Consider the following 16,979-nt stretch of genomic DNA (forward strand, 5'->3'; position numbering starts at 1 on the left):
GGCGTGTCTCAGCCGTCGAGGCCGCGACGCTTGAGCAGAGGGTCGATCACGGCGTCGCGGCCGCGGAAGTCGCGGTACGCCTCCAGCGGGTCCTTGGATCCGCCGACGCCGAGCAGGCGCTGACGGAACCGGTCGCCGTTCTCGCGCTTCAGCCCGCCGTTCTCCTTGAACCACTCGACGGTGTCCGCGTCGAGCACCTCGCTCCAGATGTAGGAGTAGTACCCGGCGTCGTAGCCGCCGGAGAAGGTGTGCGCGAAGTATGTGCTCGCGTAGCGCGGAGGAACGGCCGGGTTGTCGAGGCCGACGGACGCGAGCGCCTGCGCCTCGAAGGCCGCGACATCGGTCACGGTGTCGTCGGCCGTGATCGAGTGCCACGCCTGGTCGAGCAGCGCAGCGGCCAGGTACTCGCTGGTCGCGAAGCCCTCGTTGAACGCCTCGGAGGCGTGCAGGCGGTCGATGAGCTCCTGCGGCATCCGCTCGCCGGTCACGTGGTGCACCGCGTAGTTCTCGACGATCTCGGGCCAGAGCATCCACATCTCGTTGACCTGGCTCGGGAACTCGACGAAGTCGCGGAACACGTTCGTCCCGGCGAACTTCGGGTACGTCACGCGGGCGAACAGCCCGTGCAGGGCGTGGCCGAACTCGTGGAACAGCGTGTTCGTCTCGTCGTAGGTGAGCAGGGTCGGCTCGCCCGCGGCGGGCTTCGGCACGTTGAGGTTGTTGACGACGACGGTCGGGGTGCCGAGTAGCTCCGACTGCGAGATCAGCGGGTTCATCCACGCGCCACCGCGCTTGGAGTCGCGGGTGTAGAGGTCGAGGATGTACAGTCCCAGTTCGCTGCCGTCCTCGTTGCGCACCTCGAACACGCGCGCGTCGGGGTGGTAGGCGACGAGGTCGGGCCGTTCCTCGAAGGTGATGCCGTAGAGGCGGGTGGCGGCGTAGAAGACGCCGTCGCGGAGCACGCGCTCGGCCTCGAAGTACGGGCGCATCGCGGCGAAGTCGACATCGTAGGTCGCCTGACGCTCCTTGTCGGTGAAGTACGCCCAGTCCCAGCTCTCCACGGTGTCGCCGGCCAGCTTCTCCAGCTCGGCCTGCTCGGCGCGGGCGTTGCGGGCGGCGGGAGGGGCGAGCCGGCCGAGCATGTCGGCGACGGCCTGCGGATTCCGCGCCGTCTCGTCCGTGGTGACGAAGGCCGCGTGCGTGTCGAAGCCGAGCAGACGGGCGCGCTCGGCGCGCAGCCGCGAGATCTCCAGCACCAGCTCGCGGTTGTCGTTCTCACCGTCGCGGATGCCGCGGGCGCGGGAGGCGGCCATGATCCGCTCGCGCGACGCGCGCACGGTGAGGTTCGCGAGCCACGGGTGGCCGGTGGGGAGCACGAGCGTGACGACGTACTTCCCGTCGAGCCCCCGCTCCTTCGCCGCCTCCGCCGCGGCCGACAGCTCGCCCTCGCCGAGGCCGTCCAGCTCCTCTGCGGTGTCGAAGACGACGGCGAGGTCGTTGGTGTCGGCCAGCAGGTTCTTCTCGAATCGTGTGGTGAGGGTGGACAGGCGCTGGTTGTACTCGCGGAGGCGGGCCTTTTCCGCGTCGTCGAGACCGGCGCCGGCCAGGGTGAACTCGGTGTAGTAGCGCTCGATCAGGTAGCGCGACTCGGCGTCGAGTCCGAGGTCGTGCCGCTGCTCGTAGAGCGCGGCGATGCGTGCGTAGAGCTCGGGGTCGAGCCGGATCGCGTCCTGGTGCGCCGAGAGCCGGGGTGCGATCTCCTCCTCGAGCGCGTTGGTGAAGTCGGTGCTGTCGGACGAGCTCTTGTTGAAGAACACCTCGGCGACCCGCATCAGCGTCCCTCCGGACCGCTCGAGCGGCAGCATCGTGTTCTCGAACGTCGGCGCATCGGTCGTCGCCGTGATCGCGGCGATCTCGGCGAGCTGCTCCTCGAACCCGCGCTCGAAGGCGGGGCGGTAGTGCTCGTCGCGGATCTCCGCGAACGGGGGCAGCTGGTAGGGGAGCGTGCTGGGGGCGAAGAAGGGATTGGACGTTTCAGCCATTGCTCCAGCCTAGGCCCGTCCAGCAAACGTACAAAGATCCCGTTGCAAAGAGAACCATGCAAAAGAATCAATGCAAAGATACGCTTGCAAAGAAGTCTTTGCATCGCTACTCTGATGACATGAGCAACGACGAAGAGCAGGCCGCCGCCGAGCCGTACGAGCCGCATTTCGAACCGATCGGGATGCCGGCGCTGCGAGCCCTCGCGCACCCGCTCCGCGTGGAGATCATGAACGAGCTCTCCGACTTCGGCCCGGCCACGGCCTCGATGCTCGCCGAGCGGCTGGGGGAGTCCAGCGGGGCCACCAGCTACCACCTGCGCCAGCTGGCCAAGCACGAAATCATCGTCGAGGACGACGAGCGCGGCAAGGGCCGGGAGCGCTGGTGGAAGATGGCACCCGGCGGCGTCTCGCTCGGCGGCCCCGCGATCCTCGAATCGCCGGCCGGCCGCGAGGCCACCGAGCAGGTGTCCCTCAGCTGGCAGCAGAACAACGACCGCCGCCTGAGCGCCTTCGTCCGCCGCGGCCTCGAGACCTTCGGCATGGAGTGGATGGAGGCGAGCGCACTCTCCACCACCCACCTCGAGGTCACCCGCGACCAGCTCGCCGAGCTCGGCCGGGAGTACTACATCCTGGTGAACCGGCTCAAGGAGAAGTGGAAGGCCGAGCCGGACGACGGACCCAAGAAGCGCATCCAGGCGCAGTTCAACGCCTTCCCGCTCGTCGAGCAGGAGGATCGCGCGGAGGGTGAGAAGCGATGAGCACCCGGCTCGGCGCGGGCTTCGGGCGGCTCTGGACGTCCGCGATCGCCAGCAACCTCGCCGACGGTATCGGGCGCACCGCCGTCCCGCTGATCGGGACGACGCTCACGCACGACCCGGCCCTGATCGCGGGCCTCACCGCCGTGACCTTCCTGCCCTGGCTGCTGTTCGGCATCCCCGCGGGCATGCTGCTCGACCGGGTGGACCGGCGGATCGCCATGGCGGTCGCGAACAGCGTGCGATTCGCCGTGGCCGCGCTGCTGGCTCTGCTGATCGCCGGGGACGCCCTCACGATCTGGTGGCTGTACGCCTGCGTGCTGCTGTTCGGACTGGGGGAGACGGTCTTCGACAACGCGACGACCACCGTCGTGCCCAGCCTGGTCACCCGCGACCAGCTCGACCGCGCGAACGGGCGGATGCAGTCCGCTGAGATCGTCATCCAGAACTTCGTGGCGACGCCGGTGGCGGGCTTCCTGTTCGCCGCCTCCCTGCTCCTTCCGGTCTGGCTGACCGGCGCCGGGTTCCTGATCGCGGGCCTCCTCGCGCTCACCATCCCGGCGGCGGCCGCGCGCGCTCACGCGTTCGGCGGCGAGCACGCAGGCGAGGCGCGGCCGGGGATGGGCGCGGTCGTGCGCTTCCTGGCCGGCCACCGCTTCCTGCGGCCGATGATCATCCTCACCTCCATCACCGCCTCCGCTCTCGCGTTCGCGCAGGGGAGCGTGGTGCTGCTGCTCCTGAACACCTACGGCCTGCCGGCCGCGCTGGTGGGCGTGGTGACCGCGCTGATCGGAGTGGGCGCCCTCGCTGGGGCCCTGCTCTCCAGCCGCTTCGTCGCCCGCTTCGGGCGCGGACGCGTGATGTTCGTCTCGATCCTGGTCAGCGGGCTGGGCATCGGCTGCGTCGGGCTCACCGGCAACGTCGTGCTCGGCATCCTCGCCTACGCCATCGGCGCCTTCGGCGTCGCCGTCTGGAACGTGCCGTGGGGCGCGCTCCGCCAGGCGATCGTCCCGAACGCGATGCTCGGTCGCGCCATGGGCATCGTGCGCTCCATCGGCTGGGGCCTCACGCCGATCGCCACCATCCTCGGCGGGTTCGTCGCCCGCATCGACCTGAAGCTGCCGTTCCTCATCGGCGGCGTCGTCGTGGTCGTCCTCACCCTGATCGCCACCCGGCTGCTCCTCAGCGCCGACAGCTACGGGCCGTCCGCCGCAAGCGGGTCCGGCACCGAAGCACCGACCGACACCATTCCGGAAGGAACCGTGAAATGACCGCCGTATTCGTGCCCGTCCGCACGTCGTTCAGCCACCGCACCGCCGTCCGGGTCGGCCGTGCCCTCACCGCGTGGGGGACGCGCCAGCCCGCCATCGGGCCCGATCACGCCGCGCGCGTGACGTCGATCGAATCCAGCCGCGACCGTGCGGCCCGTCTGCTCCCGCAGCTGCCGCGCTGAGACGCCGAGATGCGACCCCGCTCAGACCTCGTCGTAGTCCGTCGACTCGGGCTCGACGGGCTGGGTGATGGTCGCCGAGTCCTCGGCCTGGTTGTACCGGATGACCGTCCCGTCGTCCAGCTCCACCACCGGCTTGCCCTCGAGCCAGGTGAGCGTCCAGCGCCAGCCGTCCGTCTCCACGTCGGTGGCCACGAGCTCCTCCTCGACGGTGGAGACGGCGTACGCCACCACTTCCGGGAGGGACGACGGAGGCTGTTCGCCGACGGCCCAGCGGGTCCCGAGCTGCATCAGGCGCGCTCGCGGGCTCGGGCCGACACGAGGTCGATCTCGTACGTGACCCAGCCCGTCTTCTCGGCGACGCCGTCGTAGACCTTCTGTGCCGCGGTGTTGTCCTGCGCGGTGATCCACTGCACGACACCGAGTCCACGCTGCTCCGCGAGCTCGCGGACCGTCTGGATGAGCCGGCGCCCGATGCCTTTGCCGCGCTCGTCCTCCGCGACGAACAGGTCGTCCAGGAACAGGCCGCGGTCGCCCTCGAGAGGGCGGGCGAACTCGCGGACGTGAGCGAGACCGACGATCCGCTCGCCGTCGACCGCGACGTAGCCGCTCTCCTCGTGGTCGGCGGCGCTGAGCCACGACCACAGGACGAGGGCCTTCTGGTCGGTCAGCTCGGTGTCGTAGAACTCGGCGTACTTCGCGTACAGATCGAGCCAGGCGAAGAAATCGCCGTCCCTGACCGGTCGAACCTCGATCGACATGGGTTCCTCCGTTCGCGTTCCCCGCACGGCTGGGCGTCCGGTGTGTGTTTCGACCATATCGCGGTCCGGTTCAGGGGACGAGGTCGTAGGTGACCCACTTCGTCTTCTCGGCGACGCGGTCGTAGAGCCGGCGGGCGGTCTCGTTGTCCTTCGCGGTGATCCACCGGACGACGGAGAGACCGCGCTCCCGGGCCTGGTCGCGCAGGTGCTCGAGCAGGGCGGTGCCGGCGCCGGCGCCGCGGGCGTCCGGCACGACGAAGAGGTCGTCGAGGTAGAGGCCCTTGCTGCCGTCCAGCGGTCGAGCGAACTCGCGCACGTGGGCGAGTCCGATCGGCTTGCCGTCCTCGTCCACGGCGAACCACGCTTCGAGGTCGTTGTCGGAATCGCTCAACCAGCTCCAGACGAGGAGGGCCTTCTCATCGGTCACCGGGTTCTCGTAAAACTCCCCGTAGCCGGTGTAGAGGTCGAGCCAGGTGAAGAACTCGTTGTCCTCTACGCGGCGGACCGTTGCCGTCATCTTTCCTCCTCGATCGGCGCCTGAGCAAGCAGAATATCGGTCACGTGCGTCTCCTCGGCGGATGCGAAACGCAGTTCGGCGATTCTGCCCACCGAGGCGAGGTCGCCCGCCGCCGAGCGGATGGCGGCGATCTCGGTGTCGGGCCCGGCGATCACCGCGGAGTCGACCGGGGTGCGCTGGGAGGCCTTCGCTGCGGTCTTGGCGCCGCGGATGCCGGTCAGCGCGCGCCCCACGATGGTCAGCACCGCGCGGTCGTCGCTCCAGTCGGAGGCGACCTCGGCCGTGGTCGGCCACGGTGCCACGTGCACGGAGCCCTCGTTGAACCAGCTCCACGCCTCCTCGGAGGCGAACGGCAGGACCGGTGCGAACAGGCGCAGGAACGCGGAGAGCGCAGTGCGCAGCGCGACGACGGCGGACGCCTGCTCGGCGGTCGCCTCGCCGTACGCACGCTCCTTCACGAGCTCGAGGTAGTCATCGCAGAACGTCCAGAAGAACGTCTCCGCCACCTCCAGTGCGCGGGCGTGGTCGTAGCCGTCGAGCGCGGCGGTCGCGTCCGCGACGACCTCGGCCAGCTGCTGCAGCATGCTGCGGTCGAGCGGGCTCGTCACCTGCGCCAGGTCGAGCGATGCCGGGGCCTCGAAGCCGAGGATGAACTTGGCCGCGTTGAGCAGCTTGATGGCCAGTCGCCGGCCGATCTTGATCTGCGTCGGGTTCTGCGGGTCGAACGCGGCGTCGGTGCCGAGCCGCGACGACGCCGCCCAGTAGCGGACCGCGTCGGAGCCGTGCTTCTCGAGGATGTCCGCAGGCGTGACGACGTTGCCCTTGGACTTCGACATCTTCTTGCGATCGGGGTCGACGATGAAGCCGGAGATGGCGGCGTTCGTCCACGGCGTGAGCCCCGCCTCCAGCTGCGAGCGGAGCAGGGTCGAGAACAGCCAGGTGCGGATGATGTCCTGGCCCTGCGGGCGCAGATCGAACGGATAGACGGTCTCGAACAGCGCGTCGTCCCGCTGCCAGCCGCCCGCGAGCTGCGGGGTGAGCGAGGAGGTCATCCAGGTGTCCATCACGTCGTGCTCGCCGACGAAGCCGCCGGCCTGGCCGCGCTGCGACTCCTCATAGCCGGGGGCCGCGTCCGAGGACGGGTCGACGGGGAGGACGTCCTCCGACGGGAGGATGGGCTGGTCGAACACCGGGTTGCCGTCCGCATCCAGCGGGTACCAGACCGGGATCGGCACGCCGAAGAACCGCTGGCGCGAGATCAGCCAGTCGCCGGTGAGGCCGTTCACCCAGTTCTCGTAGCGCACGCGCATGAAGTCCGGGTGCCAGTCGATCTGGCGCCCGAGCTCGATGAGGCGCTCGCGCAGCTTCTCGTCCCGAGCGCCGTTCTTGACGTACCACTGGCGCGTCGAGACGATCTCGAGCGGCTTGTCGCCCTTCTCGAAGAACTTCACCGGGTGCTGGATGGGCTTCGGCTCGCCGATCAGGTCGCCGGAGGCGCGCAGCAGCTCGATCACGGCCTGCTTGGCCGAGAACACGGTCTTCCCGGCGAGCTGCGCGTACGCGTCCTTGCCGGCCTCCGACTCGATGGCGGCGGGCGGCTCGGGCAGGATCCGGCCGTCGAAGCCGATGATCGCGCGGTTCGGCAGGTCGAGCTCGCGCCACCAGGTGACATCCGTGATGTCGCCGAAGGTGCAGATCATGGCGATGCCGGTGCCCTTGTCGGGCTGCGCCAGGTGGTGGGCGACCACGGGCACCTCGACGCCGAAGACGGGGGTGCGGACGGTCGTGCCGAACAGCGGCTGGTAGCGCTCGTCGTCCGGATGCGCGACGAGGGCGACGCAGGCGGGGAGCAGCTCGGGACGGGTGGTCTCGATGAAGACGGGGCCGTCGGCGCCGTGGAAGGCGACGCGGTGGTAGGCGCCCGGCTGCTCGCGGTCCTCGAGCTCGGCCTGGGCGACCGCGGTGCGGAACGTGATGTCCCAGAGCGTCGGCGCGAGCGCCTGGTACGCCTCGCCGCGGGCGACGTTGCGCAGGAAGGCGAGCTGGGAGACGTGCAGCGCCTCCTGGCCGATGGTGCGGTAGGTCTGCGACCAGTCGACCGAGAGGCCGAGCGAGCGCCACAGCGCCTCGAACTGCTTCTCGTCCTCGACGGTCAGCCGCTCGCACAGCTCGATGAAGTTGCGGCGCGAGATCGGCTTCTGGTCGGCGGCCTTCGAGCTCTTGTTGTCCCCGCCCTCGAACGGCGGGACGAAGTCCGGGTCGTAGGGAAGCGACGGGTCGCAGCGGACGCCGTAGTAGTTCTGCACGCGGCGCTCGGTGGGCAGGCCGTTGTCGTCCCAGCCCATCGGGTAGAACACCTTCTCGCCCCGCATCCGGTGGTACCGGGCGACGACGTCGGTGTGGGTGTAGCTGAAGACGTGGCCGATGTGCAGAGAGCCGGACGCCGTCGGCGGCGGGGTGTCGATCGAGTAGACGGACTCGCGGCCGGCCTCGAGGGCCCCGGCGCGATCGAACCGGAACGTCCCCTCCTGCTGCCAGTGGTCGCCCCACTTGGTCTCCAGGCCCTCGAGTGCGGGCTTGTCGGGCACGGGGTTCGTGGCGCTCATGGCTGTCTCCGATTCGATATGTGCGGCACCGTGTCCTCGAGGTGCCTGAATGTCATAACCCATCAAGGGTAGCGGAATCGCCGCATCCCCCGTCGGCCGGCGGATGCGAAGAGGGGACGCGACCCGCCGTGTCCCGGTCGGCCGGGCGGCGTGTCGCGTCCCCTCTGGGCGGGCGCGTCGGGTCAGGCGGAGACGTCGTCCAGCACGGGGCGCCGGCGCGCGGCGGCCCAGGCGGCGATAAGCGTGATCGCCGACATCACCGCGAGCACGATCCCCGGGTGCCACCAGGCGTTGCCGGTCGCGTTGCCGAGCAGCAGCGTCAGCGCGGGCACGAAGGAGGTGAGCAGTGCGGCGATGCTGTAGGCGACGGACAGGGCGCTGTAGCGCACCTCGCTCGGGAACAGGTCGGCCATCAGCCCGCCGAGGCCTGCCCAGGACAGCGTCGGCAGGATGCCGCCGATGATCATGCTGCCGACGAGCACCGCGAACGAGGCGGACTGCAGCAGCAGGTACATCGGGAAGGCGATCAGCAGCGTCCCGATCGCGCCGATCGCGACCACGCGCGCGGAGCCGATCCGCGTCGCCCACAGGCCGAACAGCGGGATGGTCACCAGCTGCAGCAGGCCGCCGATGGTGGTCGCGACAAGCAGGTCCTGGAACGAGAACTTCAGGACGCTGGTGCCGTAGTCCACCATGTAGGTGTTCATCAGGGAGTAGGAGCCGATGCCGAGGACGGCGGCGCCGACGGCGATGACGAACCCGGTCGGGGCCTTGCGGAACACGTCGAGCACGGGGAAGCGGTCGCGGCGACCTGTCTCCAGCAGCTTCTTGAACACCGGCGTCTCGTCGATCGACCAGCGCAGGTAGAGCGAGACGAGCAGCAGCGGGAACGCCGTCAGGAACGGGATGCGCCATCCCCACGCCGCGATGTCCGCGCTCGACATGGTGAGGGTGAGCACGATGAAGACGACGGCGCTGAGGATCGAGCCGACCGGCGAGCCGAGCTGGGGGAGCGCAGCGTAGAACCCGCGGCGCTTCGGGTTGGCGTACTCGGTCGCGAGCAGGATCGAGCCTCCCCACTCGCCGCCGAGCGACAGTCCCTGCACCAACCGCAGCACGATCAGGGCGATGCCGCCGAACCAGCCGGCCGCCTGGTAGCTGGGCAGCACGCCGACCAGGCCGGTGCTGATGCCCATCAGCAGGATGGTCATCAGCAGCACGGGGCGGCGGCCGATGCGGTCGCCGAGGTGGCCGAACAGCACCGCGCCGACCGGGCGGATGACGAAGCCGGCGGCGATCGCAAGGAACCCGGTGAGGACACCGCCGAAGGCGCCGAGCGGGGTGAAGAACAGCGGCCCGACGAAGAACGCGGCGAAGTACGCGTAGAGGTAGAAGTCGTACGATTCGAGAGCGGTTCCGACGAACGATGCGACGGTGACGCGGCGCGCGGTCCCGGGTGTGATCCCCGGGAGGTCGGTGTCGCTGACGGGCGGGGTGGCTGTGGAGGTCACGGGTGTCCTTCTGACTGTCAGGTATTTGAACCGGGTCCAATAATAGGCGTGAGGAGACAACGCAGCATGACACCCCGCCATTCCACGGGTGCAGACACGCACGGCCAGGCTGCCACCGGCCGTCCGCGCGCCTCGTCGCGCGGGATGCTCGCCGAGGCGGCCGGGGAGCTGTTCCTCGAGCAGACCTATGCGGGAACGACCGTCGACGACATCGCCCGCCGCGCCGGGGTCAGCCGGGCGACCTTCTTCAACTACTTCGCCTCCAAGAGTGACCTCCTGTGGCTCGAGGTCGACGAGTCCCTGGCGCTGTTCCCCGCGATGCTCGCGGAACCGGCTCCGGACATCCCCCCGATGGACGCGGTGCTCGCCGCCTTCATCCGGCTCGCCGAGAGCTTCGGTCCCGACCGGTTGCCGCTCGCGGTCACGCAGGTCGAGCTGATGGGGACGGACGGCGAGCTGCAGGCCTCCGCGCTGCCGCGCTTCCTCGCCGTCGTGCGACAGGTCGCGGCCGCGATCGCCGCCAGGACCGGCGACGAGGCGGACGCGCTGCTGCCGAACGCTGCGGCCACGGCCGTCGTCGGCGCGGCCGTCGCGGCGGCCGGCGCCTGGGCGCGCGCTGGCGTGCGCCGGGGAGCGCTGGCCCCCATCGTCCGCTCCGCCGTCGAGCCGGTGTGCGCGGGCTACGCGGACGCGCTCGCGACCCGGTAGAATCGACACTCACAGACATCGACCCGGCCATCACCGGCGAGTCTTCGGAAGAACGGCGGGCCTCCCGCTCAGTAGAACCGAACGGGTACGGCCCGTCACAGCCGATGAACGAGAGGCCGCATCCGGCGCAGAAGACGGATGGGGCAAGCGGGGTGGTACCGCGACGGGCGCGCGAGCGTCCGGCGTCCTCGTGCAGAACAGCGAACCTGCCAGGAGAGAGATGCCGTACCCCAAGTCCGCACCGGACGGAGCCGAGCCCGAGCGCGCAGACGCCGCGGAGCGCCAGGATGTCACCCCCTCGCCGGTCTTCCCGGAGATCGAGACCGACGTGCTCGCCTTCTGGGACGCGGACGGGACCTTCCGCGCCTCCATCGAGAACCGCGAAGGCGCGCCCGAGTGGGTGTTCTACGACGGCCCGCCGTTCGCCAACGGGCTCCCGCACTACGGCCACCTGCTGACCGGCTACGCCAAGGACGTCTTCCCGCGCTTCCAGACGATGCGCGGCAAGAAGGTGGAGCGCCGCTTCGGCTGGGACACCCACGGCCTGCCCGCGGAGCTGGAGGCGGAGCGGCAGCTCGGCATCACCGACAAGAGCCAGATCGAGGAGATGGGCCTCGCCGCCTTCAACCAGGCCGCGAAGGACTCCGTCCTGCGCTACACCCGCGAGTGGCAGGAGTACGTCACCCGCCAGGCGCGCTGGGTGGACTTCGACAACGACTACAAGACCCTCGACACCAGCTACATGGAGTCGGTGATCTGGGCGTTCAAGCAGCTCCACGAGAAGGGCCTCGCCTACGAGGGCCACCGGGTGCTGCCGTACTGCTGGCGCGACCAGACCCCGCTGTCCAACCACGAGCTGCGGATGGACGACGACGTCTACAAGATGCGGCAGGACCAGACCGTCACGGTCACCTTCCCGTTGGTGGGTGAGAGGGCCGAGGTGCTCGGCCTGACCGGCGTGCGCGCACTCGCCTGGACGACCACCCCGTGGACGCTGCCGACGAACATGGCGCTTGCGGTCGGTCCGGACATCACGTACGCGGTCGTGCCCGCCGGCCCGAACGGCGCGGCAGACACGCACGGCGCGCCGGACGAGACCGTGCTGAGCGGCGAGTACCTGCTGGCGATCGACCTCGTCGGCAACTATGCGAAGGACCTCGGCTACGCCTCCGCGGAGGCCGCGCGGGATGCGGTCCGACGCACGATCCCCGGCCGCGACCTCGCGGGCGTCGAGTACGACCGGCTCTGGGACTACTACGCGGATGCCGAGACGTACGGCACCCAGAACGCCTGGCGCATCCTGGTCGACGACTACGTCACCACCGAGGACGGCACCGGCATCGTCCACCAGGCTCCCGCCTACGGCGAGGACGACCAGCGCGTCTGCGAGGCGGCGGGCATCCCCGTCATCATCTCTGTCGACGACGGCGCCCGGTTCCTGCCCGCGGTGGCGGATGTCGCGGGCCTGCAGGTCTTCGAGGCGAACAAGCCGCTCACCACGCTCCTGCGCGAGCAGGGCCGGCTGCTCCGCCAGGCCAGCTACGAGCACTCCTACCCGCACTGCTGGCGCTGCCGGAACCCGCTGATCTACAAGGCGGTGTCCAGCTGGTTCGTCCGGGTCACCGACTTCCGCTACCGGATGGTCGAGCTGAACCAGCAGATCAACTGGGTGCCGGACAACGTCAAGGACGGCCAGTTCGGCAAGTGGCTCGCCGGCGCCCGTGACTGGTCGGTGTCGCGTAACCGCTACTTCGGCTCGCCCATCCCGGTGTGGAAGAGCGACGACCCGGCGTACCCGCGCGTCGACGTCTACGGCTCGCTCGAAGAGCTCGAGCGCGACTTCGGCCGCCTGCCGCTGAACGCGAACGGCGAGCCGGACCTGCACCGCCCGTTCATCGACGAGCTGACCAGGCCGAACCCGGACGACCCGACCGGCCGGTCCACCATGCGCCGCATCCCGGACGTGCTCGACGTCTGGTTCGACTCCGGCTCGATGCCGTTCGCCCAGGTGCACTACCCGTTCGAGAACCACGACTGGTTCGACAGCCACAGCCCGGCCGACTTCATCGTCGAGTACATCGGGCAGACCCGCGGCTGGTTCTACCTGCTGCACACGCTCGGCACCGCGCTGTTCGACCGTCCCGCGTTCAAGAACGTGATCAGCCACGGCATCGTGCTCGGCAGCGACGGCCAGAAGATGTCGAAGTCCCTGCGCAACTACCCGGACGTGAACGAGGTCTTCGACCGCGACGGCTCCGACGCGATGCGCTGGTTCCTGATGTCGAGCCCTGTGCTGCGCGGCGGCAACCTCATCGTCACCGAGGAGGGCATCCGCGAGGGCGTCCGTCAGGTGCTGCTGCCGCTGTGGAGCACGTGGTACTTCTTCTCGCTGTACGCCAACGCGACCGGGTACGACGCGAAGCGCTCCACCGCGTCCACCGACGTGCTCGACCGCTACCTGCTGGCGAAGACCAGGGACCTGGTGGAAGCGGTGACCGACGATCTGGAAGACCTCGACTCCACCCTCGCCGCGGCGAAGCTCCGCGACTTCGCGGACGTGCTCACCAACTGGTACGTGCGCCGGTCGCGCGACCGGTTCTGGGCGGGCGTCGGCGAGGACGGCTCCGGCGCCGAGGCGTTCGACACCCTTTACACCGTGCTGGAGACGCTGACCCGGGTCGCCGCGCCCCTTCTGCCGCTCGTCAGCGAGCGCATCTGGAAGGACCTCACCGGCGGCCGGAGCGTCCACCTCACCGGCTGGCCGGAGCCGGACGAGTTCCCCGCCGACGACGCGCTGGTCGCGGCGATGGACCGCGTGCGTGCGATCAGCTCCACGGCGCTCTCGCTGCGCAAGCAGTCCGGCCTCCGCGTGCGGCTGCCGCTGGCGAAGCTGACGGTCGTCGCCGAGGGCGTGGATGCGCTGCGCCCGTTCGAGGGCATCCTGCGCGACGAGCTCAACGTGAAGGCGGTCGAGCTGGTCGAGGGCGAGCACGGCGGCGTCGAGCAGACGCTCACCGTCAACGCGCGCATGCTCGGACCCCGCATCGGCAAGCAGGTGCAGGACGTCATCCGTGCCGCGAAGAGCGGCGACTGGGACGAGGTCGACGGCGTCGTGCGCGCCGGGGGAGTCGAGCTGCTGCCCGGCGAGTACGAGAAGACCGTCGTGATCAGCGCGCAGAGCGCCCGCTTCGAGAACGGCGTGTACGTCGAGCTGGACACGGCGCTCACGCCGGAGCTGGAGGCCGAGGGTCTTGCGCGCGACATCATCCGCGCGGTGCAGGACACCCGGAAGGCCGCGGGCCTGGACGTCAGCGACCGCATCGAGCTGTCGCTCAGCTTCGAGGACCCGGCGGACGGCGCGGCGGTCGAATCCGCCGCAGGCGCCGTCGACATCGGCGCGGAGACGCTCGCCGAGCTCGTGGGCATCGCCGCGGGCGGGATCGTCGAGACGAGCGAGGACGGCGAGTTCCGGAAGAGCTTCGCCGCGGGGCGGTTCGCGAACGCGGGCGCCTTCACGGTGGGTGTCGCCAAGGCGGAGGTGAGCGTTCGATGAGCGATGCGTTCGACGACGAGCTGCGGGACGAGGCGGAGGCCGTCTACCAGGCCCTCCTCGCCCGGATCGGCGAGGGGGCGCCCGAGCGCAGGCTGGACGCCACCCGGCGGGCGGTCGAGCTGCTGGGCGACCCCCAGCGCGCGTACCCGATCATCCACATCACCGGCACGAACGGGAAGACCTCGACCAGCCGGATCATCGAGAGCCTCCTACGCGCCTACGGCCTGCGCACGGGTCTCTTGACGAGCCCGCACCTGGTCAGCTTCAACGAGCGGATCGTGATCGACGGCCAGCCGATCGGCGACGAGGACCTCGTGCGCAACTGGGAGGACGTGCGTCCGTACCTGGAGATCGTGGACTCCGAGCTCGTGGAGGCCGGCAAGCAGCCGCTGACCTTCTTCGAGGCGCTCACCGCCCTCGCGTTCGCGGCGTTCGCCGATGCCCCGGTCGACGTCGCGGTGATCGAGGTCGGGATGGGCGGCGAGTGGGACTCGACGAACGTCGGCGATGGCCAGGTGGCCGTCTTCACGCCGATCTCGCTCGACCACACGAAGCAGCTCGGCGATACCGTCCGCGAGATCGCACGCACCAAGGCCGGCATCATCAAGCCGTCCGCCGACGTCGTCACCTCGGCGCAGACCACCGAGGCGATGGCGGAGCTGGAGGAGGCGGCGCGGCTGACCGAGTCCACGCTCGCCGCACAGCCCGGCGCCTTCGACGTGGCGGCGACGCGCGTCGCGGTCGGCGGGCAGCTCGTCACCGTGCGCGGTCGTGCGGCGACGTACGAGGACGTGTTCCTGCCGCTCTACGGCGACCACCAGGCGCAGAACGCCGCGGTCGCGGTCGCCGCCGTGGAGACCTTCCTCGGCCGCGGCACGCAGCCGCTGAAGGCCGACCTGGTGGAGGAGGGCTTCGCGACCGCGACCTCGCCCGGCCGCCTCCAGCTGATCGGCATCGAGCCGACCGTCCTGGTCGACGCCGCGCACAACCCCGCGGGCGCCGCGACGCTCGCGGACGCGCTGCGCCGGTACTTCGACTTCGACGAGATCACCTTCGTGCTCGGCAGCCTCGGCGACAAGGATGCGCGCGGCGTCGTCCGCGCGCTCACCCCCGTCGCGACGCAGTTCTTCGTGACCGAGCCGTCGTCCGACCGGGCCCTGCCCGCGGAGGACCTCGGCGACGTGGTGCGCGAGGAGGCGGGCGACGAGGCGACGATCGTCTACAGCGACGCGCTCGACGCGCTGGAGGCCGCCCGCGAGTGGGCGGGCGAGGAGGCGCGCCGCGCCGTCGTCGTCACGGGCTCCATCGTGCTCGTCGGCGCCGCCATGGCGCACGCCGCCGAGCAGGGCTGGAAGGACGCGCCGGCGTGAGCGGGGAGCAGCAGGCGCCGGAGGGCGATGCCGCGGCCGCAGGCCGCCCGCGCCGGCAGCGCTCGCTCCGCGAGACGCTCGGCTCGATCGTGCTCGCCTTCGAGCTCGTCATCGTGTTCCTCGGCGCGCTCGTCGTCTTCGGCCTGAAGGCGCTGCCCGCCGCCGTCGCGCTCGGCGGGGGAGCCGTCGTCGTCGTGCTCATGATCGTCGCGATCGGGCTGCTGCGCTGGCCGGCGGGCATCGCCCTCGGCTGGATCGTCCAGCTGATCGTCGTCGCCGCGGGCTTCCTCGTCCCCGCCTTCTTCGTGGTCGGCGCCATCTTCACGGCCATGTGGACCTACTGCATGGTCGCCGCCGCCCGCATCGACCGCACCACCAAGCGATAAAGGAGAACCCATGACCACCGCCGTCGAAGAGACCCTCGTCCTCGTCAAGCCGGATGGAGTCGCCCGCAACCTGACGGGTGAGATCCTGCGCCGGATCGAGGCCAAGGGCTACTCGCTCGTCGACATCCGCATGCTGCAGGCCGACCGCGAGCTGCTGGCCAAGCACTACGCCGAGCACGAGGGCAAGCCGTTCTACGAGCCGCTCGTCGAGTTCATGGAGTCCGGCCCGATCGTCGCGATCCGCCTCGCGGGCAACCGCGTCATCGAGGGCTTCCGCTCCCTCGCGGGCACGACCGACCCGACCACCGCGGCGCCCGGCACCATCCGCGGCGACTTCGCGCGGGACTGGGGCCTGAAGGTGCAGCAGAACCTCGTGCACGGCTCCGACTCTCCCGAGTCCGCGGCCCGCGAGCTCGCCCTCTGGTTCGCGTAACCAGCACCGCGCCGGGCGCGTCCGCCGAGGGGCACGTCGTTGTCGCTTTTCACGCTCGAAAGTGACAACGACGTGCCCTTCGGCGTTCGAGGGGCGGCTCAGACGAACGCGCGGTGGATCCAGTCGAGCTGGATCTGCGCCAGGATCGCGACGATCGCGTAGCTGACCAGGGTGATCACCGGGATCCAGCTGTACAGCGCGGCGAACACCCGGCGGGCGCGTTCGGGCAGCGGGATGTTGCCCGACTTCAGGTTGTAGAGCGTCACCGCCCAGAACGTAGGGATGGTGACGACCCAGGTGACCATGCACCACGGGCAGAGCACCCGCAGGTCGGTCAGCGAGGCGGTGATCAGGAAGATCACGAGCGCCAGGGCGAGCACGACACCGACGTTGAAGGTCAGCCAGTACCAGCGAGCGAAGCGGCCGGATACCGCGAGCAGCCCGACGCCGACGGCGATCGTGGCCGTCCAACCGGCGAGCCCGAGCAGCGGGTTCGGGAAGCCGAGCAGCGAGCCCTGCCACGAACCGAGGTTCTTGCCGCAGCCGACCAGCACATTGAAGTTGCACGAGAGCTGGGCGTTCGCGTTCGCGAGCAGCGCGAACTTGTCCAGCGTCAGCATGAAGGCCGCCCAGAAGCCGATGGCTCCGGCGATGATCAGGAAGACGGCGAGGGCCGTCGGGCGGCGGTAGTCGGCCGCTGCGGAGGAGTCTGACACAGTCGGATTATGGCATGCGCGCCCAATCGGCGACCTGGAAGGCGCGTGTGCGACGGGCGTCCGGCCCGCGACATGCGATAATCGTTGCCAGAAGTCGTTCCGGCCTGTGCCGGAGGACGCCAAGAGAAGGCTTGAGGGCGCCGAGTGCGCCCACGTGAGAAATGCCGGCCG

Annotated in this window: 15 protein-coding genes; 8 read left to right on the forward strand and 7 right to left on the reverse strand. The window is 70.0% G+C overall.

The genetic code is table 11. The features are described from left to right. Nucleotides 1-8: 8 nt before the first annotated feature. Nucleotides 9-2,042 carry a M3 family metallopeptidase gene (locus tag AAME72_RS16320; protein ID WP_348787589.1) on the reverse strand — a complete coding sequence of 678 codons (2,034 nt, stop codon included), beginning with the start codon at nt 2,040-2,042 and terminating at the stop codon, nt 9-11. A 119-nt stretch (nt 2,043-2,161) separates the two neighbouring features. Between AAME72_RS16320 and AAME72_RS16325 the strand changes: the two genes are divergently transcribed. From AAME72_RS16325 to AAME72_RS16335, 3 genes are read left to right on the forward strand one after another with little or no spacing between them, the layout of a single operon-like run. Further along, nucleotides 2,162-2,800, forward strand: coding sequence for a winged helix-turn-helix domain-containing protein (locus tag AAME72_RS16325; RefSeq protein WP_348787590.1), 639 nt, complete (start codon nt 2,162-2,164; stop codon nt 2,798-2,800). Further along, complete coding sequence (locus AAME72_RS16330; RefSeq protein WP_348787591.1) at nt 2,797-4,068, forward strand: MFS transporter; 1,272 nt, start codon at nt 2,797-2,799, stop codon at nt 4,066-4,068. Before AAME72_RS16325 ends, AAME72_RS16330 begins: the two co-directional genes overlap by 4 nt. Then, nucleotides 4,065-4,250: a hypothetical protein gene (locus AAME72_RS16335; RefSeq protein ID WP_348787592.1), complete on the forward strand. Its 186-nt coding sequence runs from the start codon at nt 4,065-4,067 to the stop codon at nt 4,248-4,250. Before AAME72_RS16330 ends, AAME72_RS16335 begins: the two co-directional genes overlap by 4 nt. A gap of 21 nt (nt 4,251-4,271) precedes the next feature. Here the strand turns inward: AAME72_RS16335 and AAME72_RS16340 are convergent, their stop codons facing one another. The 5 genes from AAME72_RS16340 to AAME72_RS16360 form a co-directional block, all read right to left on the reverse strand. Beyond that, complete coding sequence (locus AAME72_RS16340; protein WP_348787593.1) at nt 4,272-4,538, reverse strand: hypothetical protein; 267 nt, start codon at nt 4,536-4,538, stop codon at nt 4,272-4,274. Next, nucleotides 4,538-5,008, reverse strand: a complete 471-nt coding sequence (locus AAME72_RS16345) for a GNAT family N-acetyltransferase (RefSeq protein ID WP_348787594.1) — start codon at nt 5,006-5,008, stop codon at nt 4,538-4,540. Before AAME72_RS16345 ends, AAME72_RS16340 begins: the two co-directional genes overlap by 1 nt. Nucleotides 5,009-5,078: 70 nt before the next feature. Continuing rightward, on the reverse strand, nt 5,079-5,525 hold the full coding sequence (locus AAME72_RS16350) for a GNAT family N-acetyltransferase (RefSeq protein WP_348787595.1): 447 nt from the start codon (nt 5,523-5,525) through the stop codon (nt 5,079-5,081). Continuing rightward, nucleotides 5,522-8,131 (reverse strand): valine--tRNA ligase, encoded by a 2,610-nt coding sequence (valS, locus tag AAME72_RS16355; protein WP_348787596.1) that lies wholly within the window; start codon nt 8,129-8,131, stop codon nt 5,522-5,524. The genes AAME72_RS16350 and valS overlap by 4 nt, the downstream gene beginning before the upstream one ends. Before the next feature lie 182 nt (nt 8,132-8,313). Then, nucleotides 8,314-9,642 (reverse strand): MFS transporter, encoded by a 1,329-nt coding sequence (locus AAME72_RS16360; protein WP_348787597.1) that lies wholly within the window; start codon nt 9,640-9,642, stop codon nt 8,314-8,316. A gap of 66 nt (nt 9,643-9,708) precedes the next feature. Here AAME72_RS16360 and AAME72_RS16365 point away from each other — a divergent pair, with 66 nt between their 5' ends. The 5 genes from AAME72_RS16365 to ndk all read left to right on the forward strand — a co-directional run bounded on the left by AAME72_RS16365 (nt 9,709) and on the right by ndk (nt 16,092). Then, entirely contained in the window at nt 9,709-10,350 is a 642-nt protein-coding gene (locus tag AAME72_RS16365) for a TetR family transcriptional regulator (RefSeq protein ID WP_348787598.1), read from the forward strand. 220 nt (nt 10,351-10,570) lie between these two features. Continuing rightward, the gene (gene ileS / locus AAME72_RS16370; protein WP_348787599.1) at nt 10,571-13,903 is read left to right on the forward strand and encodes an isoleucine--tRNA ligase; all 3,333 of its coding nucleotides are present in this window, start codon (nt 10,571-10,573) and stop codon (nt 13,901-13,903) included. Further along, nucleotides 13,900-15,273, forward strand: coding sequence for a Mur ligase family protein (locus AAME72_RS16375; RefSeq protein WP_348787600.1), 1,374 nt, complete (start codon nt 13,900-13,902; stop codon nt 15,271-15,273). The genes ileS and AAME72_RS16375 overlap by 4 nt, the downstream gene beginning before the upstream one ends. Then, a complete protein-coding gene (locus AAME72_RS16380) occupies nt 15,270-15,659 on the forward strand; it encodes a DUF4233 domain-containing protein (RefSeq protein WP_348787601.1) in 390 nt (129 codons plus the stop codon). The genes AAME72_RS16375 and AAME72_RS16380 overlap by 4 nt, the downstream gene beginning before the upstream one ends. Nucleotides 15,660-15,669: 10 nt before the next feature. Further along, a complete protein-coding gene (gene ndk / locus AAME72_RS16385) occupies nt 15,670-16,092 on the forward strand; it encodes a nucleoside-diphosphate kinase (RefSeq protein WP_348787602.1) in 423 nt (140 codons plus the stop codon). 98 nt (nt 16,093-16,190) lie between these two features. On the opposite strand, the gene AAME72_RS16390 is transcribed toward ndk, so the two are convergent. Next, nucleotides 16,191-16,808, reverse strand: a complete 618-nt coding sequence (locus tag AAME72_RS16390; RefSeq protein ID WP_348787603.1) for a vitamin K epoxide reductase family protein — start codon at nt 16,806-16,808, stop codon at nt 16,191-16,193. Nucleotides 16,809-16,979: the final 171 nt, after the last annotated feature.

This window comes from Leifsonia sp. NPDC080035 (genome assembly GCF_040050925.1).
In the GTDB taxonomy this organism is placed as follows: domain Bacteria; phylum Actinomycetota; class Actinomycetes; order Actinomycetales; family Microbacteriaceae; genus Leifsonia.

Excerpts from the sequence above, each read along its gene's own strand:
- AAME72_RS16320 (WP_348787589.1), bottom strand. The coding sequence starts at position 2,042 with ATGGCTGAAACGTCCAATCCCTTCTTCGCCCCCAGCACGCTCCCCTAC.
- AAME72_RS16325 (WP_348787590.1), top strand. The coding sequence starts at position 2,162 with ATGAGCAACGACGAAGAGCAGGCCGCCGCCGAGCCGTACGAGCCGCAT.
- AAME72_RS16330 (WP_348787591.1), top strand. The coding sequence starts at position 2,797 with ATGAGCACCCGGCTCGGCGCGGGCTTCGGGCGGCTCTGGACGTCCGCG.
- AAME72_RS16335 (WP_348787592.1), top strand. The coding sequence starts at position 4,065 with ATGACCGCCGTATTCGTGCCCGTCCGCACGTCGTTCAGCCACCGCACC.
- AAME72_RS16340 (WP_348787593.1), bottom strand. The coding sequence starts at position 4,538 with ATGCAGCTCGGGACCCGCTGGGCCGTCGGCGAACAGCCTCCGTCGTCC.
- AAME72_RS16345 (WP_348787594.1), bottom strand. The coding sequence starts at position 5,008 with ATGTCGATCGAGGTTCGACCGGTCAGGGACGGCGATTTCTTCGCCTGG.
- AAME72_RS16350 (WP_348787595.1), bottom strand. The coding sequence starts at position 5,525 with ATGACGGCAACGGTCCGCCGCGTAGAGGACAACGAGTTCTTCACCTGG.
- valS (WP_348787596.1), bottom strand. The coding sequence starts at position 8,131 with ATGAGCGCCACGAACCCCGTGCCCGACAAGCCCGCACTCGAGGGCCTG.
- AAME72_RS16365 (WP_348787598.1), top strand. The coding sequence starts at position 9,709 with ATGACACCCCGCCATTCCACGGGTGCAGACACGCACGGCCAGGCTGCC.
- ileS (WP_348787599.1), top strand. The coding sequence starts at position 10,571 with ATGCCGTACCCCAAGTCCGCACCGGACGGAGCCGAGCCCGAGCGCGCA.
- AAME72_RS16375 (WP_348787600.1), top strand. The coding sequence starts at position 13,900 with ATGAGCGATGCGTTCGACGACGAGCTGCGGGACGAGGCGGAGGCCGTC.
- ndk (WP_348787602.1), top strand. The coding sequence starts at position 15,670 with ATGACCACCGCCGTCGAAGAGACCCTCGTCCTCGTCAAGCCGGATGGA.